Origin of the sequence: Parachlamydia acanthamoebae, from assembly GCF_000875975.1 — a bacterium.
GTDB classification, from domain to species: Bacteria; Chlamydiota; Chlamydiia; order Chlamydiales; family Parachlamydiaceae; genus Parachlamydia; species Parachlamydia acanthamoebae.
This window is the reverse complement of record NZ_BAWW01000002.1, coordinates 68,746-92,265: the sequence shown is the minus strand read 5'-3', so window position 1 is coordinate 92,265 and position 23,520 is coordinate 68,746. Positions and strand designations below refer to the sequence as shown.

The 23,520-nt window shown below is 37.5% G+C and carries 23 protein-coding genes and 1 tRNA gene; 10 read left to right on the top strand and 14 right to left on the bottom strand.

Translation table 11 applies throughout. The features are described 5' to 3' along the window. Positions 1–72: 72 nt before the first annotated feature. Both AOM43_RS00610 and AOM43_RS00605 read right to left on the bottom strand, forming a co-directional pair. Entirely contained in the window at positions 73–456 is a 384-nt protein-coding gene (locus AOM43_RS00610; RefSeq protein ID WP_059358646.1) for a VOC family protein, read from the bottom strand. Between the two features lie 89 nt (positions 457–545). Then, positions 546–1,175 (bottom strand): LA_2272 family surface repeat-containing protein, encoded by a 630-nt coding sequence (locus AOM43_RS00605; RefSeq protein WP_013925044.1) that lies wholly within the window; start codon positions 1,173–1,175, stop codon positions 546–548. A 76-nt stretch (positions 1,176–1,251) separates the two neighbouring features. On the opposite strand from AOM43_RS00605, the gene AOM43_RS00600 reads away from it, so the two are divergent. After that, a complete protein-coding gene (locus tag AOM43_RS00600; protein WP_059358645.1) occupies positions 1,252–1,665 on the top strand; it encodes an acyl-CoA thioesterase in 414 nt (137 codons plus the stop codon). A 162-nt stretch (positions 1,666–1,827) separates the two neighbouring features. Next, complete coding sequence (locus AOM43_RS00595) at positions 1,828–3,432, top strand: hypothetical protein (RefSeq protein WP_059358644.1); 1,605 nt, start codon at positions 1,828–1,830, stop codon at positions 3,430–3,432. 82 nt (positions 3,433–3,514) lie between these two features. Here the strand turns inward: AOM43_RS00595 and AOM43_RS00590 are convergent, their stop codons facing one another. Next, positions 3,515–4,111: a hypothetical protein gene (locus AOM43_RS00590; protein WP_006341936.1), complete on the bottom strand. Its 597-nt coding sequence runs from the start codon at positions 4,109–4,111 to the stop codon at positions 3,515–3,517. 206 nt (positions 4,112–4,317) lie between these two features. On the opposite strand from AOM43_RS00590, the gene AOM43_RS00585 reads away from it, so the two are divergent. Then, a complete protein-coding gene (locus AOM43_RS00585; RefSeq protein ID WP_059358643.1) occupies positions 4,318–6,402 on the top strand; it encodes a DUF3857 domain-containing protein in 2,085 nt (694 codons plus the stop codon). 52 nt (positions 6,403–6,454) lie between these two features. On the opposite strand, the gene AOM43_RS00580 is transcribed toward AOM43_RS00585, so the two are convergent. Beyond that, positions 6,455–7,108, bottom strand: a complete 654-nt coding sequence (locus AOM43_RS00580) for a hypothetical protein (protein ID WP_039376922.1) — start codon at positions 7,106–7,108, stop codon at positions 6,455–6,457. A gap of 160 nt (positions 7,109–7,268) precedes the next feature. Between AOM43_RS00580 and AOM43_RS00575 the strand changes: the two genes are divergently transcribed. Further along, positions 7,269–7,763, top strand: coding sequence for a GNAT family N-acetyltransferase (locus tag AOM43_RS00575; protein ID WP_013925049.1), 495 nt, complete (start codon positions 7,269–7,271; stop codon positions 7,761–7,763). Between the two features lie 785 nt (positions 7,764–8,548). On the opposite strand, the gene AOM43_RS00565 is transcribed toward AOM43_RS00575, so the two are convergent. Further along, positions 8,549–9,340, bottom strand: a complete 792-nt coding sequence (locus tag AOM43_RS00565; protein WP_152618830.1) for a hypothetical protein — start codon at positions 9,338–9,340, stop codon at positions 8,549–8,551. A gap of 692 nt (positions 9,341–10,032) precedes the next feature. After that, positions 10,033–10,221, bottom strand: a complete 189-nt coding sequence (locus AOM43_RS00560; protein ID WP_148265736.1) for a hypothetical protein — start codon at positions 10,219–10,221, stop codon at positions 10,033–10,035. 292 nt (positions 10,222–10,513) lie between these two features. Between AOM43_RS00560 and bioB the strand changes: the two genes are divergently transcribed. From bioB to AOM43_RS00545, 3 genes are read left to right on the top strand one after another with little or no spacing between them, the layout of a single operon-like run. Further along, positions 10,514–11,515: a biotin synthase BioB gene (gene bioB, locus AOM43_RS00555; protein WP_013925054.1), complete on the top strand. Its 1,002-nt coding sequence runs from the start codon at positions 10,514–10,516 to the stop codon at positions 11,513–11,515. After that, positions 11,493–12,794 carry a metallophosphoesterase family protein gene (locus AOM43_RS00550; RefSeq protein WP_226987338.1) on the top strand — a complete coding sequence of 434 codons (1,302 nt, stop codon included), beginning with the start codon at positions 11,493–11,495 and terminating at the stop codon, positions 12,792–12,794. Before bioB ends, AOM43_RS00550 begins: the two co-directional genes overlap by 23 nt. Beyond that, positions 12,791–16,234: an AAA family ATPase gene (locus AOM43_RS00545; protein ID WP_006341947.1), complete on the top strand. Its 3,444-nt coding sequence runs from the start codon at positions 12,791–12,793 to the stop codon at positions 16,232–16,234. The genes AOM43_RS00550 and AOM43_RS00545 overlap by 4 nt, the downstream gene beginning before the upstream one ends. On the opposite strand, the gene ispE is transcribed toward AOM43_RS00545, so the two are convergent. The 8 genes from ispE to AOM43_RS00505 form a co-directional block, all read right to left on the bottom strand. Continuing rightward, a complete protein-coding gene (gene ispE / locus AOM43_RS00540; protein WP_226987337.1) occupies positions 16,200–17,072 on the bottom strand; it encodes a 4-(cytidine 5'-diphospho)-2-C-methyl-D-erythritol kinase in 873 nt (290 codons plus the stop codon). The two genes, AOM43_RS00545 and ispE, sit on opposite strands and share 35 nt — an antisense overlap. Before the next feature lie 45 nt (positions 17,073–17,117). Then, positions 17,118–17,615 (bottom strand): 50S ribosomal protein L9, encoded by a 498-nt coding sequence (gene rplI / locus AOM43_RS00535; RefSeq protein ID WP_006341949.1) that lies wholly within the window; start codon positions 17,613–17,615, stop codon positions 17,118–17,120. Positions 17,616–17,641: 26 nt separating this feature from the next. Then, positions 17,642–17,899 (bottom strand): 30S ribosomal protein S18, encoded by a 258-nt coding sequence (gene rpsR / locus AOM43_RS00530; RefSeq protein ID WP_006341950.1) that lies wholly within the window; start codon positions 17,897–17,899, stop codon positions 17,642–17,644. Between the two features lie 13 nt (positions 17,900–17,912). Continuing rightward, positions 17,913–18,257, bottom strand: coding sequence for a 30S ribosomal protein S6 (gene rpsF / locus AOM43_RS00525; RefSeq protein WP_006341951.1), 345 nt, complete (start codon positions 18,255–18,257; stop codon positions 17,913–17,915). A 50-nt stretch (positions 18,258–18,307) separates the two neighbouring features. Then, positions 18,308–18,904, bottom strand: a complete 597-nt coding sequence (gene pth / locus AOM43_RS00520) for an aminoacyl-tRNA hydrolase (protein ID WP_006341952.1) — start codon at positions 18,902–18,904, stop codon at positions 18,308–18,310. A gap of 10 nt (positions 18,905–18,914) precedes the next feature. Next, on the bottom strand, positions 18,915–19,475 hold the full coding sequence (locus AOM43_RS00515) for a 50S ribosomal protein L25/general stress protein Ctc (protein ID WP_006341953.1): 561 nt from the start codon (positions 19,473–19,475) through the stop codon (positions 18,915–18,917). A 102-nt stretch (positions 19,476–19,577) separates the two neighbouring features. Continuing rightward, the gene (locus tag AOM43_RS00510) at positions 19,578–20,540 is read right to left on the bottom strand and encodes a ribose-phosphate diphosphokinase (RefSeq protein WP_013925058.1); all 963 of its coding nucleotides are present in this window, start codon (positions 20,538–20,540) and stop codon (positions 19,578–19,580) included. Between the two features lie 27 nt (positions 20,541–20,567). Continuing rightward, positions 20,568–20,639 (bottom strand) — tRNA-Gln (locus tag AOM43_RS00505). A 291-nt stretch (positions 20,640–20,930) separates the two neighbouring features. Between AOM43_RS00505 and AOM43_RS00500 the strand changes: the two genes are divergently transcribed. The 3 genes from AOM43_RS00500 to AOM43_RS00490 all read left to right on the top strand — a co-directional run bounded on the left by AOM43_RS00500 (position 20,931) and on the right by AOM43_RS00490 (position 23,468). Beyond that, entirely contained in the window at positions 20,931–21,539 is a 609-nt protein-coding gene (locus AOM43_RS00500) for a hypothetical protein (protein WP_226987336.1), read from the top strand. A 194-nt stretch (positions 21,540–21,733) separates the two neighbouring features. Beyond that, on the top strand, positions 21,734–22,342 hold the full coding sequence (locus tag AOM43_RS00495) for a hypothetical protein (protein ID WP_006341957.1): 609 nt from the start codon (positions 21,734–21,736) through the stop codon (positions 22,340–22,342). Between the two features lie 91 nt (positions 22,343–22,433). Further along, complete coding sequence (locus AOM43_RS00490; RefSeq protein ID WP_059358640.1) at positions 22,434–23,468, top strand: hypothetical protein; 1,035 nt, start codon at positions 22,434–22,436, stop codon at positions 23,466–23,468. Positions 23,469–23,520 lie beyond the last annotated feature (52 nt).

The following is a 23,520-nucleotide window of genomic DNA, read 5'->3' as shown; positions in this document are numbered from 1 at the left end:
CAAATTAATCAACACAGCTTTTAACACATTCGTAGGAATATTAGAAAATAGAAAAATTTTCTGAAAAGCATTTCAATTCAGGTAATTAGACATTTCGACTAAATTCAAATCGGGATCACGGATATAAACGGACAAGATTTTACCTCTAGCCCCAGTACGCTCAACAGGCCCTTCAATGATTTTAATATGATGCTTTTGTAAGTGCTCAATGATATCGACTAAGGGAGTTTTGACTATCAGACAAATATCCAATGAACCGGGAAGAGGATGGGCAGCTTTTGGTTCAAATTCCTTACCCATCTCGTGAAGATTGAACTTTTGCGCTCCACATAAAATTGCTTTTCGATTGTTTCCAAACGTGACTTCTTGCATACCTAGAATGGCACAATAAAAATGAAGACTTGCTTCAATCGACTTGACTGTCAATACAACATGATCGATTCCAACATAGTCCATGATGAGGTCCTTAGAAAAAAGGGGGCTATCATTGCACGCCCCCTGTATATTTATCCAAAAATAGTTTTTTTTGAAAATGATTTTATCAATTAAAAATTCACATTTAAGATGGGGAGAACTTTGACATAGCGTCGGTTTGTTTGAATATTCAAAATCCCAATCTGAACCCCTTTAAGAGAGTTTGTATAATTGACGATTCCCAATTGTAAGCCTTCAACATTGCGAGAAAAATTGAAAAAACCAAATTGAACGCCATGAATTTCACGGGCGACATTAATCCATCCAAGTTCAATCCCTCGTAGGTTTTGTCCAACGACATTGATAAGACCTTCTTGAATACCGTAAAAATCTCCTTTTACTTGATTGAACAACGCACGCTGGAAACCGTAGAAATCGCCTTTGACTAAATTGACAAAACCTAATTGTGCTCCAGCAAAATCCTTTTGAACAAAGTTCATTGCACCAATTTCAAGCCCTTTGACATCTCCATGGCAAAAATTCAACAGTCCGAGATCTAATCCCGTTACCCCCGCATTTTCTCCAAAAATTAGATTTAATCTCACACCCTTTACACAAGCTTCTTTCGGAGATGTTTGAATGGGCGAAAACAACGAAACAGAAAGAGGAACTGAGCATGCGCAGGTATCCGATTCGTCCGCAGACACATTTGTAAAACTAAAAAACAGGCAAGTTGCAAATACTATAATAATTTGTTTCATTTTATCTTCCTAAATGAATTATAAGGAGGAAACATTGTGATGCAGAGATAAACTACTTGTCAATCGGAAACATTTTATGAAAAAACAAGTTTACACATACCCCATTACGATTAAAGAAGTTTACCTTGACCTTTATGGTCATGTGAATAACGCCACCTATTTGACGCTTTTTGAAGAAGCTCGTTGGGATTTAAGCAATCAAAATGGCTATGGCGTGGAAAAAATTAAAGAAACAGGCCAGGATCCGGTTATCCTTGAAGTCACCATGCGTTTTCTAAAAGAACTTCGTCTAAGAGAGAAAATTAACATTGAAACATCAGTCGTTTCCTATGAAAAGAAAATAGGCAAACTTTTACAAAAAATGGTTCGAGAAAGTGAAATTTGTTGCACAGCCGAATTTACAATTGGCCTTTTTGATCTCAAAGAACGTAAACTCATCCCTCCTACACCCGAATGGCTAAAAGTGATCGGATACTCGGTCGAAACATAAAAATCATTTATTTTCATTTTTAATAAATGTAACAACACCTGTTTTTAATTTTTATTATCTATTCCATCTCATTTGCATATAATTCCGCAAAACAATTAATTATGTTTTTAATAAAAGAACTGATAAAATTTCTGTTTGAAACAAAAAAACAAAAGGAAATTTATGCAAATTATAAATTCTAATATTTTAAAAGGCGGGAATGAAGCAACCCCTTTAATTTCTTCTTCCTCTCCTTCACAATCACCTTCTCTGGCTATTTTCATAGAGACACAAGAAATAATCAAAAAAACCAAAAATTCTTCTTTGGATACACATCAACTCGTCTTGTCTTGTAATAAAACAGAACAAGAATGGTTAACATATTTTCAAGGAACAAACATCATTTTAAATCGCTCCGTTCAAGAAATTGGTCTCTATTTAATTCACTCATGGAAAGAGAAAAATCCCGAACAAGCGCTTCAACTTCTTCAATATGTCGCAAGAATTCAAAATGACTCAGCCGAAATCCTACTTAATTTGTTTGTCCAACTCTCGGATTCAACACCGAAAACTTCTCAAAATCTTAAAATTCGTTGCGAAATCTTACGTCAATTTGTACAAGAATGTGAAATTACAGATGAAGCAACAAAAGCGGTTTTAAGTAATCTACTCAAGCAAATTGATGAAGATCTGCAATTCATCAAAAAATCAAAAGAAAATTATAGCAACGCAGAATATATTGATTTACTCCAAGAATTTGAAAAATTCGAAATAAATAAAGACTATGCTTTAGAAATAATTAGCAAAAATAAAAAAGCATATACACAAAGATTAATAGAACAAGCACAGGACATCTCACAAGACCTCAAATTAGTAGATAAAATTGGCACTCCAGAAGGTAGAGAATATTTGCTTAATGCTATTTGTAAAAGAATGACTTACACAGAATTTTTAGAAGCACCGGCCTTAGAATTTGTTAACTATTGCATTAAATATTATACGCCTTCCTTATTTAGAGAATGCTTAGTATTCTTAAATAAATTCGAATCTCGACAAGTAGATAATTTAGAAATTAAACTACTAAATAAAATTAGTGAAATGTCCTTTTCAACTGCTGCAAGCTTAAATGAACGCCTTGGGCTCTATGTAAATGAGACTTATACAGAAACGTTACTTGCTTCGATTATATCTTCAAAAGAAAAAATCTTAAAAAAAGTATCTACCCAAAAAGAATCACAACAAAATATCAATTTAGATCCTCTCTTAAAAGCTTTCGTTCATGTCACTAAATTGTGCTTCAACAATCTTGAGAATTCACCCACTTTAAATTTGTGTTCTGAAATTTTTCTTGCAAAAATCAATTTTCAAAAAAATGAAAATGCAAAAAATCCTCTGAATGCACAGGATGCTAACATTGTTTGGAAAAGCGCATTTTTAGCTGTTTGCAGACAAAAATCAATGTTTCCTGATCCAAACAAAATTTTTGATGCGCTTTGGTTTAAATTTTTAGATTCTGATAAGAATAGAACTAATATAGATAAAGGGGAATTTCTATTAGAAATTTTTAAGGATTTAGAAAAAGATGATTTCTACATTGAAATAGTTTGCAAACACTTAAAAACTTTTATTGATTATTTACCTAAAAATTCTAAACTCCCCGAAAGCACCATAAATTACCTTAAATGTGCATATGAATATATTTCAGAGCCTACATCGCCAAAATTAAAAGCAATGACTTCTTCTCTTATGAAAAAGATCCAGAATTGCGTGAGATCTCGAAGCAAGTAAACCAACAATAAATAAAAAAGGCTCACGAAAGTGAGCCTTTTTTATTGACATATCTAAACTCGTTAAACGCGAGCTGATGAATTTAGTGTCTTGGTCTATATTGACCAGATTCCCACATAATTTCATCGAAATTTTTAGCTATCCAGGCAGAATGCCCATATTTCTTTTGAACATCAAAGTGTTCTTCAAATGAAGAATAAACAGGCAAATAAGCTTCTCGAGGATAAAACCCTTGTTTAATTCCTTTCGTCACGATTTCAGAAGCTTTTAAAGAATTGCAATATTCCACATATTCCACTTCTCTTACATAAGAAGATTTATTAATTTTTCCTGATGCTGCCAAATTATCTAAACGCTTTAATTCGCGTGTTGCAACTGCATTGTGCAATTCAAAAATAACAGATCCAATAATCTCACCTGCATCTTTGCGATTTCCACAGTTAACAAAGATTGTGCGATTATCTAGTCCCCAAAAAGCTCCGAAATCAGCTTCTAAAGACTTATTAACTTCGATTCTAATCGGACCATCTTTTAAAGCTGTGTTGATTAATTCACACGCTTCTGGAAGTTGGCGGATTGTTGTAAGAACTGGGCGTAATTGCGGATCGCAACTAATGGATGCCTGTAATGGTTGAAAAATACAAAACAATGAAACAACAGAAATTAATAATCTAAACATTAGACCTCCAATTATTATTAATTCATCAAGCATAAGTAATTAATAGATTAAATAATAGCGTAAAGTTTTTATTAATAAAGACCTAGAAAAATAAATATTTTTTTTAGATTTCAGAGTGGGTTTAAGGCCCCTTTTATTGAAAATTCTTCTTTCAAAAAAAATTATGGATAAGAGATAATCGAAATAATTTTTTTTGAGGAAATCACATGTTAAAAAAACGACTCGTTACAATTATTTTTTTTATTCTTTCAATTTCGACCTTCTCTTTTGGTGTAGAATTTGCCCCCAATTGTTCAATTGACATACAGCCAAACTGGGTCAAAGAAATCCCTCTTGAAAATGGGGAGATCCTTGAAAAGGGACAAAATTTTGAGCTTGTACTGAAAGACCAGCAAATACACCTTGATGAGGAAACTCGCTTTACACACTTTGCAAAACGTCTTTTAAATCAAAATGGCGTGCAGCAACATTCTCAAATTGAAATAGAATTTGATCCTTCTTTTGAGTCACTTGTCCTACATAAAATTCATGTGCATCGAAACCAAGTGACTTCAGATCGCATTTCTTCTTGTCACATGGAAGTTATCCAGCAGGAACAAGAATTAGATTTTCAGCTTTATAACGGCCGAAAAAAATGGGTCATTTTTCTTGAAGATGTACAGCCAGGCGACATCATTGAATATGCCTACTCGAAAAAAGGAAAAAATCCTATTTTCAAAGGCATTGCCGATGGAACCATATGGCTAGAGCATGAAGAACCTATTTTATACAGCTATTTTCGGATGATTGATGGCAGTCAACGCTCTTTATTTTTCAAAACGCAAAATACATCTTTAACACCGACTCTTCTAACTTTTCCTGAGCACCAAGAATGGACATGGGAATTGAAAAATATTGTACCAACCCAATTCGATCCTTTATGCCCCCATTGGTTTTTGGCAGAACCTGTTATACAAATTAGCGAGTCAAAAAATTGGGCAGAAGTGGCGCAATGGGGAACCAAAATTTTTGAGGTTCTAGAGGCCCCTTCCCAAGAGATCAAAGAACTAGTGGATAACTGGAACAACCAACCGATCTCTTCAGAAGAAAAAATCTTGAAAGCCATTCGATTTGTTCAAGATGAAGTGCGCTATTTAGGGTTTGAAAGAGGAATTCATACACATATGCCCACTCAACCAAATATCGTTTTTAAACGTCGTTTTGGAGATTGCAAGGATAAAACATTACTACTTAAAACCTTCTTAGAACTAATGAATGTAGAATCTTATCCTGTCTTAATCAATTCCGGAATCCGAGACCATCTCTCTGATTGGCATCCGAGCCCTCTCATGTTTGACCACGTGATTCTTCAAGTGTGCTTAAATGAAAAAAAATATTACGTGGATTCTACACATCTTTTTGAAGGGGGAAATCTCGAAAAACTACAGTGCAATTTATTTCAAAAAGGGCTCATCCTTAACGAGAAAACCACTGATCTTACAGATTTTCCAAAACTTTCCCCTGCGCCTCTTATTGTCACATCAACCACTTTTGAACTCGCCAATTCTAAAGATACCGTCATTTGCAAAATAAAAAAGGATTTCAAAGATTTTGAAGCCAATTATATGCGTAATCTCTGCACCCAAAATAAGCCTAAAGAATTTGAAAAATTCCTTTGCGATTTATATGCGAAAAAATACGGTCAGCTAGAGGTCATGGAACCTTTAAAAATTCAAGATGATAGAGAAAATAATCAAGTATCCCTCGAAATGGCATTTGAAATCTCTAATCTTTGGAATCTCGACGATGAAGAAACAGTAAAATCTTTCAAATTTTCCCCGGTTTATATTTCGGACTCCTGCGAACTGAATTTTTCTCTGATGCGCAAATCTCCTCTTTATTTGGATTATCCCTGTTATACCGTAGAAGATTTCTATTTCATTAATCCTGAGCAAGAATGGACTCAAGAATCCTCTCAAAATAAGTATGAAAGTGATGAAATATCCTTCTTTACCGAAGTGGCACCCAACAAGCATCAGCTGCACGTGCATTTTGAGATGTCGACGAAGAAGGACCACGTCCCTTTTGAATCGTTGAAAAACCATCGATCCATTTTAAAGAAAATTGAAGATCAACTTTTTTTATCTCTCTCGTTGCCAACGGAAGTCGCTTTAAAGAATGCTGAAATCTCAGACGGAACTTACACGCTTTTCAAATGCCTTTTTGTCTTTATATCGCTGGCAAATCTAGGTTGGTATTTTACTAGAGAATATCGAAAACGCAAAATAGGTGCCCTCGTAAATCAAGGGTAAATGGAGGAAATGCTGGAAAGCTTCAAAGGAGACTTTCCAGCTAATGAAACAATTAGTCTTGTGCCTCATCTAGAAGCATATTTCCCCATTTTAAACGCAATCCCAACTTATCTCCATTTGCACGAATAATTTGAACTAAACTGATTCCCCCTCTTTTATTTTCTAAATCAGGTGCAATCCTGATAGGTTGCGCTTCATGATAAATGACATCTGTCTCTAGTACTTCCTGCACACAAGTCGAACGAATTTTTAAAATTTCCCCTTCTTCTAAACCTTTACACTTAAAAAAATACGTCGTTGGAAATACACCTAAAAGTTCCGCCTCAATTGAGAAAGTCTTTTCCTTACTCTTTTTGCGAATCGGTTTCGGAATATAAGAAGCTTCAGTAAGAATAGACCCATTAGGATGACACACACGACATTTTACCCGCTCTCCTCGAGCTATTCCGTCTAGATTAAGACCGTACCCCTCTAATTTTCCTTCTCCATCAATCGAAATCATTCCCTTTTCATCAATTTGGATTTTTTCTAGGAATTGATAAACATGTGGGTCCAACTGCAATCCCCGAGCAAAAGATACGGCGAGATCCTCATTGATAGGAAAACCGTCCATAATCATCATATGTTTGGCTGCACCCGCTGACCTTTGCTGAGAAGTCGTCGCAACAATCTTTGCGAAAGGCATAATCTTTTCGATGTTTTCCATACCATTGCAGACTCCTGTAAGAAAAAAAACAATCCCATATATTATCTTGATAAAATTTTTCATGATCCTCTCTCTTTTATTCGTTTTCTCTAAAAAAATATTTCAAAAATACCAAACGTGGGAGATGATAAAATTAGTTTGAAAAAAAATAAAGGAATATATGAAAAAATTTTACTTATGGTTTCTCATATTACTGAGCATGAGTGTTGCCATCTCCGCACAAGATGTAAAAACCTGCACATATCAGATTGTCAAAGAAGAACATGATAATCCCTACGTGTCTCAAAAAATTTTGCAAGGATTGCAAAACCACATGCATCCTTTCTTTAAAGAAAAAAAATCACAATTTTTTATGGTTTATGCCCGTGATGCAAATGCGGAAGTCATAGGGGGCCTTTCTGGAGATATTTTAGGATCCAGCGCATGCATTGATTACATGTGGGTGGATGAAAAATATCGATGTCAAGGTATTGGCACACGTTTATTAAAAGAGTTGGAAGCTTATGCCAAAGCAAAAAATTGTACGCACGTGCAACTGTTTACCTACGATTTTCAGGCAAAAAAATTTTATCAAAAGCTAGGATTTCAGTGCGTTAGCTCCATTTCAAATTGGGTAGAAAATTATGAGCTTAATTTTTTTAAAAAAAAGATCTAGATACAATAAAGAGCCACTGCTCGATCAAGTGCAATGTTGATAAACCTAAAACCATTAAGAATCGTCTTTATCTGAGTGTTAAAAAAATTTTATTTGTGGAAGCATAATAACAACATGATCTAGCAAGGTCTTTAAAAAAGCTTCCAAAATCAAACTCTTCGTGTGTTGATGACGTAATTTTAGAAGCTAGAATGAGAGATTTTCTGTTTCTAGATTTTTATCTTTAAGAAGGATCGGATGATTTTACTAATTAATTCCCCATTCGCAAAGACTTTTGAAATGATCCCAGATGATTTGCTTTTTCTATCCACATCATCAAGATGAAGTGAACGATAAAAATCTGCATTGTCTTGTGTCTTTAAATTCGCTCGATCATCAATAAAACGCATGGAAAGCTTTAAGCGCCCATTGAGCTATCCAAAATTTTCGTTCTTTCTTTACTTTCTTTAGCACAGACAATAGATTTGACCTTGCACCTTTGGAGCAGGTCAACAATATAAGCTAAGAAAAATACGCATTCATTTTTCTATAATAAAAGCAAATAATGCAAGCGCATAACACACCTATGTGCATGTGCACATAAGATTTTCAAAAATGTAGTGCTCCCAGACCCCCTAGCTGCTCCCTTAGGCATAGGAGCATAACTAGTTATGACTAATAATAAATTTATTATGTCAACAGAAAGACGAAGATTTTGATTGAGAAGAAAAACTAATCCAGACATTCTGGAGCTCAAATTGTAAGGAAAATATCGAGTAGAAACAAATCATTTCACAAAGTTATTTCTATTCTGGAAGCATATCCAATATTTCCAAGACGCTAAAAATTTCTTTTCGATTAAACTTACCTTCCTGAACTAATTCAAGTATTCGTTTTTGAATAGCCATGAAGGCTGAAATATCAAACTCCATATTCGTTGCTTTGCTTCCGAAGTTTCCCCAATCCTCTTTTGCTTCCTCAAAATAGTCTAATCGAAACCCCGTAAATGGCCTACACGGAATTAAAGGAACTCGGCCAGTTTGGTGAATGACAAATTTTTCTAATACCGGATCTTCAGAAAGATTTTCGGGATATTGTAATGTTTCTAAAGCTTCTGCCTCTTTTACATTCAACCCTCCTTGTTTAAGAAAGCAGATAGCTGAATAACAGTCTTTAAATGCTATGCCCAATTGAATGATTACAGCTAAGAATTTCATGAATGCAAAACCAACAGATCTCCCCTCCTCCATTCCTTCTATTGTGATCGGTTCAGTGATTGTAATACAACGTTCACCACGAATAGGTAGTCTTGCATTATATGCATTTACATCATCTTGTGTGACATCTGGCAATATGCTTTTGACAATCGACAAAACAGAACACGATTTACTCATAACCAGATGCTTTACAAAAGTCGCTAATATTTTAGGTAACACAGATAAACGTTTGTTCCATAATATCCTTCTTTTGTTTTGCAACATTCTTTTATAAATTAAAGGGGATGTATGAAATGCCTTTCTAACATAGTTGAACACCATGTTATTAGGGTCATCCTCTAAATGGTGGAGCAACCCATTTTTAAAGGATATATTAAACATTTTGCAGCTATTGACAATGGCACATCTATCTCTGAAAGGAAGTAGATGAAAAAATATGATCCATAAGTTCAAAAGGAAATTTCAGCAGGTTATTTTGTTTAAATTGTCTACATTTAAGTGCGCTATTAGAACGAGAATTGGTAAGACTGAGATGAGCGGGCATCAAAAGTTTATTTACTCTACTAGCAATCAAAATGCAGGTGCTTCCTAAGATTCTGTCATATATAACGGTGGAACTATAACCAGAGCAATTGCAAAAGACAGAATATCTTCCGCTCTTTCTCTAAAATCTGTTCGATTACTTTCTTGGCAGTTAAGCATTTGCTAATCCAGGTTTAAGAATGACATCATTTGGACCTTTCATTTTCTAGCCATTAAAAAATAAGCCGGATCAATGTTTTGATAAAACCTTAATATTGGACAAATCGAATAAATACAATTTAATTTTTTGTTGAAAATAAACCCCGCTTCAAATTTTTAGGTTAGACCTGCTCCAAAAGCTCAATTTATTGACATGCTATAATAAAAAAACAGTTAATACCTCTAATTGGAGGAAGACATGAATATCGATAATCATTCTTCATTGGGTGGGAAATACACTATCAAAATAGGGTAAAAACAGCTCTAGGTAATATAGGCATTGCGAAATTGTCAATACCTTTGCAAAACCTTAGTTTAGAAAATCATATTCATCATCGGCCTGCTCTCCGGTAATTTGTTTCTTCTTTAGAAGTGACTTCTTTTTTCGCAGCAATTTCATTCTTTTTGTTTTGGAAAACATTAGTGATTTTTTCCACTTTTACATCTTTTTGGAAATTCTTTTTTATGATTATCTTCATCGGGATTCCATAATGAATTAGGGCATTTTTATTACCAACCATGTTCATATTAAAATTCCTTTTTTATTGATTTATTTAAATACTCTTAGTTTGATCAACTGTATTTTAATGCACATTCATTTTGCATTTCATGACTGATTCGTACGACTCTAATAAGGGACAAATCATCAATGGCCTTTTGGGATACGGCGCATCTTGCTTCAACTTTGGCATCCGAATTATATGTCATAAAAATAAAATAAAGGCTATTCCATGGCAATCATGAAGCCTTCGGAAATTGGTTGAGTGAATCTCTGCGATTCAGTACGATTTTATCCTTATCAAGGAGCAATCTATGCCATATCCAATTCGTCATAACTGGTCTCGTGAAGAAATTTCATCGATTTATCATTCCCCTCTACTAGACCTTATTTTTGAAGCAGCTTCTGTCCACAGAAAATTTCATGCTTCAAGAGAAATTCAATTGTGTACACTTTTATCCATCAAAACGGGCGGTTGCCCTGAAAACTGTTCTTATTGTCCTCAATCTGCCCGTTATAATACAGATGTTAAAGCAGAAGCCCTCATGCAGCTGGAAGAAGTCTTAGATGCAGCAAAAAATGCAAAAAATGCCGGCAGCACCCGTTTTTGTATGGGAGCAGCTTGGAGACAAGTGCGAAATAGTCCCGACTTTGAACGTGTTCTGGTTATGGTGAGAGAGGTCTCACAACTAGGCTTAGAAGTTTGCTGCTGTCTTGGCATGCTAACGGAAGAACAAGCTAAAAAATTAAAGGAAGCTGGACTTCACTCTTACAATCACAATGTCGATTCAGGTGAAGAATTTTATCCGAGCATTATCACATCCCGCACTTATCAAGATCGCCTGAACACATTAGAAAATGTCAGAAAAGCCGATCTTTCAGTTTGTTGTGGGGGCATTATTGGATTAGGTGAAAAATCCGAAGATCGGATTAGCATGCTCCACACCTTAGCGACTTTACCTACACATCCAGATTCTGTACCGATTAACATGTTAGTCTCAGTGAAAGGAACCCCGCTTCAAAATCAAGCCCCAATCCCCGTTTGGGAAATGTTACGCATGGTCGCGACAGCCCGGCTGATTATGCCACAATCCATGGTTCGCTTATCTGCTGGGCGACTTTCTTTGTCAGATGCTGAGCAAGCTTTGTGTTTCATGGCTGGTGCAAACTCAATTTTTACTGGCGATAAGCTTTTAACCACACCTAACCCCGATTTTGATCGCGATCAAATCATGCTTAAAACACTGGGTTTAGTCAGCAAACCCGCCGAAAAATCCGAAGAAGAAGAAACATGTGAGTGTACCACTCATGCCTAACTCCGTGCGCTTGCTTTGCTTAGCAGATTTGCATCTAGGTCGCAGCTCTCCTCCTCTTCCGGAAGGCTTGACGGCGACACAATTTACATCTCGAGCGGCTTGGGAAGCGATTGTACACTATGCTGTGTCTCCTGAAAATAAAATTGACGCGGTATTGCTTTGTGGGGATGCTGTAGATCAAGATGACCTCTTTTTTGAGACTTTTCACGTTTTTGAAAAGGGTATCAGAGCACTAATTGATGCCAAAATTCCCCTTATCGCCGTGACAGGAAACCATGATGCCTCTGTTTTTCGAAAACTAGCCCAAACCATATCGTCCCCTTTCTTTCATTTATTAGGCAAAGACGGAAAATGGGAATCGCTTCTTCTCACTTTAAATTGCCGCAATATTCGATTTGATGGATGGTCTTTTCCTGAAAATCATGTGTCTTATAATCCCCTACAACGCTATCACAATGACTTGCCCTCGATAAGTTCGACAGACCCTGTCATCGGCCTCTTACATTGTGACTGCCCAGGAACAGCTTTAAGTCGATACGCTCCTGTAAAAGTGCAGGATTTTGATGGATTGCCTCCATTAGCTTGGGCTTTAGGACATATTCATAAACCGACTACTCTTTATCAAAATCCCTTAGTTTTTTATTGTGGTTCTCCTCAAGGTTTAGATGCGAGTGAAAATGGTGACCATGGAGCTCATCTTTTAGAAATTTTGCCAAATCATGAAATCAAAAAAAATTTCATTTCTTTTGCCAAAATTCGTTGGGAAAATATCCAATTATCCATTTCTCAAACGGACATAGATAACTTTGAAGAAAGACTCATACGTGAATTTTCTGCATTGCATGCATCCTTTGAAAACCACTCTCCGTTTTTGCAAGCTGTAGGATGTCGTTTGACTTTGATAGGCAGTCATTCCGCTTATAGGCAAATCCCCACCCTGATCGAAAAAATGCAAAACCGCGTCCTTTTTTCCATCAACTCGGTGGAGTATTTCATTGAACATACGCAAAATTACACACAGCCCTCTTATGATTTAAAACAGTTAAGTGAACTTTCTGATCCAGCGGGTCTACTGGCCAAGCAGTTGCTTGCACTAGAAAATAGCTTGCCAGATGTTCAGTCAATTTTGCAAATGACACGAGCACGCCTTTCTTCTGCGCAAGAAAAGTATGCATACTTTTCCCAGTTCGAAGTTTCCGATGAGCAAATAAAAGCATGGTTATTGCAATCTGGCTATCAAGCCCTCGATCTTCTGCTCAGTCAAAAGGAAAAAGAATGAAGCTAAAATATCTCGATATTCGACGCATGCCGGGTTTTCTTCATCAAGGCCTACGCTACAAGCAAGAAGATTTAGCAAAGTCTAATTTGCATGTCGTGATTGGAGCTAATGGTGTTGGTAAAACAACGACCTGTAAAGCCATTCGAGCTCTGTTATGGCCCTCTCTTTCTCACTTAGAGCCAACCTCCTTGCATAGCATTTGGATTACAGAAGGAGAAAAAATAGAGCTTTCCTTAGAAGGAAAACATTGGAAATGTACACCCGCCAATCCTGAGCTACAAAAACAATTACCTCCACCTTCCTATGCTTCTTGCTATACATTAACGATTGAAGATCTTCTGTCTTCGGCTTCTGATCAAGACTTTGCTGCAGAGATCGCAAAACAGGCTCGTGGAGGCTATGACCTTAGCCATGTTCGTAATCATCCTTTTTTCACGATTGGACGCTTCAAAGGCAAATCAGATAAACAAGATCTTGATCTAGCTCTAAAGAATCTGCGTTTAGCAAAAGAGCAACAACGATCTCTTAAACAAGACGAAGAGTCCCTTTTTACAATTGAGAAAGAGATTGAGGCAGCGAGTCATTCTCAGAGCTTACTTCCCCTCTTAGAAGATGCATTGCGCTGGAAAGAACTTGATGAAGGGATGCAGGCTTTATCTATGCAAATACGTGGTTATCCCGCTCAACTTGAAAAATTTCGAGAAAATGATCAGGAGATCTATCAACAGCTTCGCATGCAAAAGCAAGAATATGGCCTACGTCTTAACAAAATTGAAAAAGAGATGACCAAAGAACAAGAAGTGCTTAAAGGGCTTCCTTTTTCACATCTTTCTTTACCTTCTCCACAAACTTTAGAGAACATTCAAGCCTTACTCGATCAGCTAAAAGAAGTCCAAGATGACAAAAATCATGTTAAACAAGCTTTGACCCAGGCAAACCAATCTTTAAGTAAGTATCGAGCTTTTATTCATTTATCCCATACGGATACTTTTACTTTGGAAGAACTCTCGCGGGCTCAACAATGGACGCAAGATTATGAGGTGCTTAAACAAAAACGAGAGATTATACAAACCCGTATACATATCCTTGAAAATTCCTCTACGGTCATCTATCCTCCTGAAACACTACGCGAAGGCACAGCCCTTTTAAATTTGTGGAAGGCCACACGTACCTACAGTCCAAATCAACATTGGGTAGCCTGCTTATTTACCTTACTTTTAAGTTTGTTTTTTCTGATCATACCGTCTTTGTCTAACTTTCCTTGGGAATGGGCTCTCATGGGGTCTTCATGTGGATTAATGACTCTTTTTCTATGGTTATGGAATCATCCTTACGATATTGTTAAGCAAGCCAAAGAAAAAGTTCAAAATCAATACAAAGCCCTGCAGCTTCCGCTTCCACATGCATGGAGCGATGAAGATGTTGCACACACACTAAATGCAATCGAAAGCCATTGGGGACAAGCTCTTCGTCATCAGGAAGATACTGGTCTTCGTCAAGAATTATCCTTTCATGCTGAAAGCTTAGAAAAGCAATGGGACCATCTGTGTGCAGCATTGGAACTTTATCCCATGGAGCAAGAACGTATTTCATATCCGATTCTTTATGACTCGATTAAGAATGTGATTCTTTTACAAACGAGTATTGAAAATCATGAGCAAAAACTTGCATTGCATGTCGATGAAGAAAAAACCATTCTCAAAAAGCTATGCGCATTTTTTCATGTTTTTACCGAACAAGAATTAACCCATCATGCGCGCGCTTGGCAGCTATTTTTAGATGTTTGTCATCAATTCGAACAAATTCGTACTTGTCAAAGTCATCTCTCCCATTTACAAGAGCAATTTGATCATCTTAAGCAAGATCTGAATGTTTTGCAAGAAAACATAGACGCCTTGTACAAACGCTGTGAATGTACCTCCGAAGAGATTTTGTTAGAATGCTTACATCTATTTTCTGCTTACCATCAATTGCGTCAAACCTACCAACACAAACAAATTGAAGCAGAAGTCTTAAAGCAACGGTTAGCACAACATCCAAATCTTTTAAATCTTTCACATGTTGAGCTCCAAAATTTGAAAAATACCTCTTTGCTCATGGCAAAAGGCATAGAACGATGGATGGAGAAAAAAACCGCAATCAAACAAGCTCTTCAGTTCGCTGAAAATGCTTATCAACTCGAAGATGCACATACACAAGTGCTGGAAAAACAAGCAAAGTTTGAACGTGTATTTGAAGAATTTGGGCTAGCGATTGCTGGTCAGACCCTTCTAGATAAAATTGAAAAGGACTATCAAAGAGAGAGCCAACCCGAAGTCTTTTCGATCGCCAATGAGTGGTTTTCGCGCTTTACAAAAGCACATTTTTCCTTAATTATTCCTGAGCAAACGACAAATGGATTTGAATTTTTAGCTTACGACACAAAGTCTTGCGAAATCAAAAAACTCCATGAACTTTCTCGAGGAACACAATCTCAGCTCATCTTGGCTGTTAGATTAGCGTTTAATCTCTTCATTGAAAAAGAGAAAAAACCCTTACCCTTTTTCTTAGATGAAACCCTCAGTGGGTCAGACACGGAACGTTTTTATGAAATAGCAAGATCTCTCTGTGAAATCGCTGCTGCAGGCAGACAGATTTTTTATTTTACCTGCCGTGAAGCCGATATGCACGCTTGGGAACAGGTTGTAAAAGATCACAAAGGTTTAACTTTCAATCGGATTGATCTTTCATCGATGCAACCATTAGAAAAAATAGTCCCCAGCATGATCCCTATGCAAACTCGACAGCCATTGCCAGAAGAAACTCTTGTAGATTATGCGGCCTTTTTTACAATCCCCCAAATCATTCCGCATCTAGGGAAGGGACATGTGCATGTTTATCATCTTTTAGAGGAAGCCGAAGAGCTTTATTATTTGCAACATTTGCACATCCAAACGTACGGCCAATTGAAGCAACAGATGGAGTTAGGTAAAATCCAACGTTCTTTTGGAAATGAAAAGACTTGGAAAAAAATTGCCTCAAAGGGACTCATCCTAGAGCAATTTTTCGCATGCTGGAATGTGGGAAGAGGAAAAGCTATTGATGCCGAAATTCTAACGCGTTGTGGAGTGAGTGATAAATACCTTGAGCCCATCTTAGCCATCGCAGATCAAACTCATTACAACAGTTCTAAACTGCTTGAAATCTTAGCAGCAAAACAAGATGAGCGATTAAAAGGTTTTCGTCTGCAAACATTGTCTAGGCTAAAAGAAGTACTTATCGAGGAAGGATATGTGGATACACGAGAACCCCTTTCATTAGAAAGTTTTCAAATCGAGCTTCTGCAAATTGCAGGCCCCTCCATTCAAGCAGGGATTCTCACTCCTCAGGAAACAATACAGTTTATCAACCAACTTGGGGACAGAATTAAAGCGTATACCAATTTTCTGCAGAGCGATTAACAAAGCTTGTCTGGCAACTAAAGAGGTCTGTCGGAAGTTCTTTTTCAGATTGACCCAAACAAAAAAATGCAGAACCACTCCCAGACATCAGAACAGATTTAAATCCTGATCGCTGCAATTGCCGCTTTAAATCTTCCAGCTGAGGCAAACAGCCGAAGGCGGGTTTCTCGAGATCATTCACCAAAAGAGGAATCTGATTGGGATACATAAACGAATGGAGCAATCGTTCGGAATTCTCTTTGCAAGTATCATTCAAATCCAATTGACCGTAGATCCTAGCTGTCTCCAATCCCTCTGTAGGTTTAACAATTGTAACGGATTCATTTTGAAAAGGAGGGAGTGCTTGCACAATCTCTCCGCGCCCTGTACAAAAGGCTGTTCCTTTAGAAAAAAAGAAAGGGATATCCGAACCTATTTTTCCACTTGCTTGCATCAGTTGAAATGTCGATAATGTTTGGCCAGTGAGTTGGTTGAGAGCCCATAGCGTGGTAGCGGCATTGCTACTCCCTCCTCCCAAACCAGCTTGATGAGGGATTTTTTTTTCCAAATGCACTCGAATTCCAACGGACAAACCACTTATTTCACGAAACAGCTTGGCTGCTTTTAAAACTAAATTTGATCCATCTGTAGGGATGGAAGGGTCGGTACACGTTAGCTCATCTTGATCCGCAAGCGCAACATGCAAGGTGTCGGCTAACTTAATGGTTTGCATGAGGGTTGCCAAACGGTGATATCCATCATCTTGACGCGAAAGAATCTGTAAGAAAAGATTGATTTTAGCTGGAGAATAGAGGGTGAGCATGCCAGAAACTCCAAGGAGAGAAAATGAATAAACCACAAAGATCACATTGCTGTGCTCTTTGTGGTAAAAATAATCGCGTAATTATTCGCTTTTTTCTGCGCTTTCAGCCTCTGCTGCCTGACGGCTAGCTTCTTCTGAAATCACTTTCAACGTAAACGATCCTGTCACACCTTCTTTTAATTTCACTGGAATTGTGTAAACTCCAATTTCTTTAATAGGATGCTTTAGACCAATAGAACGCTTCTCTAATTCAACTTGCTGAGTAGAAAGTAAATGAGCAATATCTGCAATTGACACGGAACCATACATATGTCCATCATGGTCAACTTTCACAATAGATGTCAAAGTGACTTCAGCCAATTGAGCTGCAATTTTTTCTGATTCAGATCTGTCCACAGCAGCTTTTTTCTCACGTTCTTCTTGTAAACGTGCTCGCATTCTAAGAGAACGCTTATCTGCAGGAACTGCAACGCCTTGAGGCAAAAGGAAATTACGTGCGTATCCAGGCTTAACTGATACGAGATCTCCGCTTCGTCCAAGATTTTCTACATCTTCAATTAATAGCAATTTGTGTGCCATGAGACTTATCTCCTAATCTGTTAATCTTATACTTCAGCCACAAACGGCAACAAAGCGATATGACGTGCTCGCTTAATGGCTTCTGCTAAACGTTTTTGGTGATAGGCTGAGACACCAGTAATACGACGTGGCAAAATTTTACCTCGCTCGGTAATGAACTTGCTGAGGGTACTCACATCTTTGTAATCAATTTCTGTGATCCCAGCAGCAGTAAAAGGACATGTTTTACGCTTACGCGCACGCTGATCTCTTGGATGTGCACGCTTTGTGTTTCTTGTTGACATACTTAAATACTCCTTACTGTGCTTCAACCAAAGATTTAAACTCAATTTTTTCCATTACTTTATCTGTGCGTAGAGTAATGAAACGGATCAGATCTTCGTTTAAATGATAATCATGCCAAAGTTCGGAAATAGCGGCAGGATCGACACTAAAATAAAGTAAATAATAGTACCCTTCGCGGTGTCCATCGATTTGGTAGGCCAATCGACGTCTTCCTTGGTCGTGAACTTTAAGGATTTCTCCCCCATGTTCAGTGATTCCATTTTGAATCTTTTCAAGGGCTTTCTTGCGTGCCTCATCGCTTAGTGTCGCGCTGATGACATACATCCCCTCGTATAAATGCTTTTGTTTTTCACTCATTGCTTATTCTCCCGGCCATGTGTGATGGCCTCATAAAGTTAGTGAAATGCCTAAGAACTCTTATTGACGACATTCATGGCTGCTGCCAGGTCTTGCGTCAGTAATCTCTCTAAAATGTTAGCCCCTTGTTGTAAGAAGGAGGCTAAATGAGGCATCTCATTTTGTGAAAAGTTATCTAATACATAATCTGCTAGGTCATCCAGTGAACTTTCTCGATCTGGACGGCCAATTCCCATTCGCAAACGTGCAAATTGGGTAGTTCCTAAGTGGCTAATAATGCTTTTAAGTCCGTTATGCCCACCTGCACTCCCCTGCGATCTTAAGCGTATAGCTCCAAAGGAAAGATCGGCATCATCCACAACAACCGTCATAGATGAAATGGGAATCTTGTAAAAATCGACATAACGTTTAACAGCTTGCCCGCTTTCATTCATAAAGGTGGCAGGCAGCAAAAGATGAACTTCTCCTGAGTGAAATTTCTTTTTTGCTACCGTTCCCTTAAATTTACTATCTGGTGCAAGTGTAAATCCAAACTGCTGAGCATAGGCTTGAAGGACGAGAAACCCAATGTTATGTCGAGTCATCTCATATTTCTTGCCAGGATTTCCCAGTCCTACAAAGAGGTGTTGTTTGGATACTTCTTCCAAAATTCAATCCTTAACGTTTAACGATGGCAACAGCAACTTCACTCAAATTCATCAAAGGACGGAGTGTATTTGCGATTTCCAAATCAGAAAGACGTCTTGATTCGCCGAGGGACAAAGTTGAAATGTCAATCGGGAATGAAGCTGGAATATCTTTTGGCAAGCAGCGTACTTTCAATGAACGGATAACCTGACGTGGAACGCCACCTAATTTAATTCCTGGGCAATCAGCAACGCCTACGATTTCGATTGGCACTTTCACATTGACAGGTGTTCCATCAATTAATTCTTCAAAATCCAAGTGAATCACATCATAATTTGTGACGTTGTATTGGATTTCTTTAACAATGACTCGTCTTTCAGCACCATTTTCATCTTCAAGAATAAAAATTGTTGTTGAAAGATGGCCTGGCTCAACTTTACGGAGAGCTGCTGTAAACATGATACTGTCTACTGAAAGTTCTTCACCAGAACTTCCTTTTTTATAAATAACCGCAGGAATTTTTCCTTCGCGACGTAGCTTATTGACGTTACATCTTTTTTCAACATTTCGTTTAAAAGCTTTGAGTTTCATGGATCCTCCAAAAACCTAAGTTAAGTGAAAAGCAGACAGGGTTCACATGTAAATTTCTGAGCCTGCTGCAAGCAAAGCGCTAAGTTTAGCTATCGCTCAATGCTACGCTTCGTTAATTTCGTATAGGGAAGAGATGGACTGCCGTGATAAAATACAGCTGATTGCCTGACCTAAGAGACTTGCGACAGATACGATTTTGATTTTAGTCGATTGACTAAGTCGATCTGTGTAAGGAATTGTATTACTTACGAGCACCGTTTCAATGGGACTTTTTTCAATTCTTGCAACGGCATTTCCAACAAATAAACCGTGCGTAACTGCAGCAAAAATCCGACGGGCTCCCTTCTCTTGGCACGCTTTCGCAGCTGACACTAGCGTTCCAGCGGTGGAACACATATCATCAGCGAGAAGTACATCTTTTCCTTCGACATCCCCAAATAGAGTTGCAATTTGCACATCTGATACACTCGTCCGGTGTTTACTTGCTATTGCTAAATCCACTCCGAGTTGATGTGCATAATCTCTTGCGAGTTTAACACTTCCCACATCAGGGGCTACAACAGCAAAATTGCTTGGCATCAGATCATTGAAGGCTTCTCCTAGACGGAGACGCGCTTGCAAATTGTCAACAGGAATATCAAAAAAACCTTGAAGTTGCCCTGCATGCAAGTCCATCGTTAAGATTCTTGTTGCTCCGGCATCTACTAAGAGATTGGCCACCAACTTAGCTGTAATCGGAACACGGGGTTTATCTTTGCGATCTTGCCGGCAATACCCATAATAAGGGATGACGGCTGCTATGCTATGGGCTGACGCTCGTTTAAGAGCATCAATCATTATAAGAAGCTCCATCAAGTAGTTGTTTGGGTCGAGAGCAATCGGTTGAATAACAAACGTGTCTCGTCCACGCACATTTTCCAAAATTTGAACGGAAATTTCTCCATCTGGAAAACGCTCTAACTGAACTTGACCTAGCTTAACTCCCAGATAGTCGGCCACTTGTTGAGCTAATGTCGGATGTGATGACCCGGAAAACAAAAGCAAGTGTGATGACGGACTGGGCATTTAACTATTCCAGTATTTAAGTCGTAATTGGGGTGGAAGGATTCGAACCCTCGCATGGCGGTACCAAAAACCGCTGCCTTACCGCTTGGCGACACCCCAGTAATGTCGTACACGCTTAATTTAAAGATGAGATCTTATACTGAAATCGATTTTTTGTGCAATACCTAAATGAAAAAAAAGAAAATTTATGTATTTTTTTTCTGCAAAATCCTCTCGACAATGATGAAAGCTAATGCTTTTCTTCATTTAGCATTTTACCTCTTTGAGTCATTATATGCATATTCCGATCTTTCATGATTTGTGAATCTATAATCACTAAAAAATCGCGGTAAAATGTTTTTTTTCGCACAATCTTTCTTATCACAAAAACACACAGGCAAAAAGGTATCTATGGATCCCATCGGAATAGCAACAGATCAAATAAAAAAAATAAATGAATCTATAACACCATCTTCGCATCATTCTGAAGTAACCTCTTTAGCCCAAAATATATTTTCAAAGTACCCTTTGGGCTCTATGGTGACAAAATTAACTTCAACTTTTGAAATCAAACAGACCTGGCTGTATAATGAATGGTCGCCGGAATGTCAGTTTTCAAAATATATTCGACCAACATTCCCGAAACGAGCCGATCTCAGCCCTAAAAATGAAAATCCAAACATTGCATTGATTGAATCCATTTTTCAATCTGTAAGAGGTCAATTTCAGCTCTGGAAATCTGAAAGAGAAGAAGCCAGGTGGAGAAAAGTCGAGATAAATGCCTTGGAAATCGATTGGATGCTAAAAAATGTTGAAATCCTTTTTCCAAGTGAAGAACAGTTTCAGGTTTCTGAATTAAGAGGTATAGTTCTGTGGAAGAATCCATCTCCTACAGCCCTCAAAAGATACCAACTTTATGAAGGAAACCACCGAATTTCAGCCTGGAAAACTTCTCAAATCCCAAAAAGACTACCAGCGACTATTTTTATAGGCAAACCCAAAAAAGAGATTTCTCATTAACTCTTGCGCCCCTTTGGAAACCCAATTGGAAATCATTGGATCGCAGAAATCTTATAACCTCATCTTGATTACAAAACATGCGAACCAGTATTATTCTTCGGCATGTAAAAAATAGCCTTTCTAAAAAGCAATGATGACTACTCTATTCAGGCTATCTTTCAGATCTATTAACCCCTTTGTACGCAGAGACTCACATGATTGACCGTTTTGATTTCTTTAATTATCAAGATAAGTCACGCATCCTGCGTTGGGCTGATTTTCACAATCAAGGGGTCTATGCCTTATTTGGGGGAAAGCGCGTTGTCTTTTTTCATGATTTAAATGGTGATGAAAAATATAAATACGCCACCTCCCGATCTCTGGGCTTAGCTATCGCGATCAGTTTGATTTCACTTCCGATTTTACTAGTCACCATTCCGATTAAAATATTTAGTTTAGAAAATACACAAGCTATCACTCATTTAAAGAAATTAAAACAGCAACAGCTAGTCATGCAAAAGCTGAAAAGAACAATAGCCGCGACAAAAATCCAGAGAGCTTTTAGAAAACACATAGCACATAAACAAGCTCAAAAACCAGCCAACTGGAAACTTGGGAACTTCATGGGCTTTGTACGACCTTATTTGCCAACTTGGAATAGTAGCGTTCGATTTGCCCAAGAAATGGTTGTAAAAGGTGCTACAGAGATGTTTGTGATTGGAAGCTGCCAAATCCTTGGATGCGATCCAAGCGAAGTTAAGATGCTTAACAAAACCGAAAATTTCTGTGCGAAACTAAATAATCCTGTCCCCGGCTGCTTTTAATTGATTCAACCAAATGCATTAAAAGATTGCCAATTAATCAATCTAATAGATAAACTTATGCGGATTATTTCATGAATTTACCAAGTGTTTTATGAACAGATTAGATACAGCCTCTTATTATCTTTCTTACACAGATTTTGTACCTATAATCAGCATTCCTTCTGGCATCGTGCACTTAATCTGTGCCATTCGAGATCGCGCATTCGGAACTCCCCCCTCAAAATCGAACGACCCAATTAACATTTTCAGCTTAACAAGACGCAAGTTGGATAACTGGTCTCATGTCACAAAAGGTGTGTTGGCACTCATTCCCTTCTTAGGCAATTTTATTCTTGTATGCAAATGGTTAAAAAGACAAGACGACTTTTCAAATGTTTCACTATTTCTTAATGGCCATAATGCATTCTTAAAACACTTTCCTAAAAAATTATTTAGTGACAAAGATTTTTTGCACGCTCTAATCCAAATAAAGCCCTTTTGTTTCAATGAAATTTTTAAGCGAGTTCCAGATCATATCAAAAATGATAAATCTTTTATTCTAAGTTTGATCAATGATAAGCATATCAGCTTTCACGAATATGGAGTTTTACCAAATTTATTAAAAGAAGACAGAGACATCGTGGAAGCCCTCATTGCAAAGGATCCAGACTGTTATCAATATTTTCAAAAATTGCCAAAAACTTTTCAAAATGACTTAGACATTATTAAAAAAATCTTTGCCATCGCTAAAAAACGTGATAGTTCCTATCCCGCTTTTATCAAACATGTTCCGAATAAGAATATTCTTAAAGAAAATGAGGAATTATATATAACTGCTGTTAGCCATGGGATTTTCAAATTTAAAGAACTCGATACCGCTCGTCAATATCTTTTGCAGTATGGAATAGCTGCAGTTTTACATGACCATCATCAATGGCATCATCTTCCTGAACACCTTAAAAAGAATAAAATTTTATTGGAACAGCTTATATGGTTTGCTATTTGCAATACGAGCGTTTCGTGGGAAGCGACGACTAATGAGCCTTGGTTTAAACAATTTTGGAATAAAGAGGCAGCACCGCCACCTAATCGGCAAGAAGCGAAACATATGCTTGAGCCCAAAATGCAATTGTTGCTCACTAACTAGAGAATAAATCTTTAATTATGTTTAATAGTGGTAAGGCTATAGAGCAAAGCAA

Coding starts and splice junctions, on each gene's coding strand:
- AOM43_RS00610 (WP_059358646.1), bottom strand. CDS start 456: ATGGACTATGTTGGAATCGATCATGTTGTATTGACAGTCAAGTCGATT.
- AOM43_RS00605 (WP_013925044.1), bottom strand. CDS start 1,175: ATGAAACAAATTATTATAGTATTTGCAACTTGCCTGTTTTTTAGTTTT.
- AOM43_RS00600 (WP_059358645.1), top strand. CDS start 1,252: ATGAAAAAACAAGTTTACACATACCCCATTACGATTAAAGAAGTTTAC.
- AOM43_RS00595 (WP_059358644.1), top strand. CDS start 1,828: ATGCAAATTATAAATTCTAATATTTTAAAAGGCGGGAATGAAGCAACC.
- AOM43_RS00590 (WP_006341936.1), bottom strand. CDS start 4,111: ATGTTTAGATTATTAATTTCTGTTGTTTCATTGTTTTGTATTTTTCAA.
- AOM43_RS00585 (WP_059358643.1), top strand. CDS start 4,318: ATGTTAAAAAAACGACTCGTTACAATTATTTTTTTTATTCTTTCAATT.
- AOM43_RS00580 (WP_039376922.1), bottom strand. CDS start 7,108: ATGGAAAACATCGAAAAGATTATGCCTTTCGCAAAGATTGTTGCGACG.
- AOM43_RS00575 (WP_013925049.1), top strand. CDS start 7,269: ATGAAAAAATTTTACTTATGGTTTCTCATATTACTGAGCATGAGTGTT.
- AOM43_RS00565 (WP_152618830.1), bottom strand. CDS start 9,340: ATGTTTAATATATCCTTTAAAAATGGGTTGCTCCACCATTTAGAGGAT.
- AOM43_RS00560 (WP_148265736.1), bottom strand. CDS start 10,221: ATGGTTGGTAATAAAAATGCCCTAATTCATTATGGAATCCCGATGAAG.
- bioB (WP_013925054.1), top strand. CDS start 10,514: ATGCCATATCCAATTCGTCATAACTGGTCTCGTGAAGAAATTTCATCG.
- AOM43_RS00545 (WP_006341947.1), top strand. CDS start 12,791: ATGAAGCTAAAATATCTCGATATTCGACGCATGCCGGGTTTTCTTCAT.
- rplI (WP_006341949.1), bottom strand. CDS start 17,615: ATGGCACACAAATTGCTATTAATTGAAGATGTAGAAAATCTTGGACGA.
- rpsR (WP_006341950.1), bottom strand. CDS start 17,899: ATGTCAACAAGAAACACAAAGCGTGCACATCCAAGAGATCAGCGTGCG.
- rpsF (WP_006341951.1), bottom strand. CDS start 18,257: ATGAGTGAAAAACAAAAGCATTTATACGAGGGGATGTATGTCATCAGC.
- AOM43_RS00515 (WP_006341953.1), bottom strand. CDS start 19,475: ATGAAACTCAAAGCTTTTAAACGAAATGTTGAAAAAAGATGTAACGTC.
- AOM43_RS00510 (WP_013925058.1), bottom strand. CDS start 20,540: ATGCCCAGTCCGTCATCACACTTGCTTTTGTTTTCCGGGTCATCACAT.
- AOM43_RS00500 (WP_226987336.1), top strand. CDS start 20,931: ATGGATCCCATCGGAATAGCAACAGATCAAATAAAAAAAATAAATGAA.
- AOM43_RS00495 (WP_006341957.1), top strand. CDS start 21,734: ATGATTGACCGTTTTGATTTCTTTAATTATCAAGATAAGTCACGCATC.
- AOM43_RS00490 (WP_059358640.1), top strand. CDS start 22,434: ATGAACAGATTAGATACAGCCTCTTATTATCTTTCTTACACAGATTTT.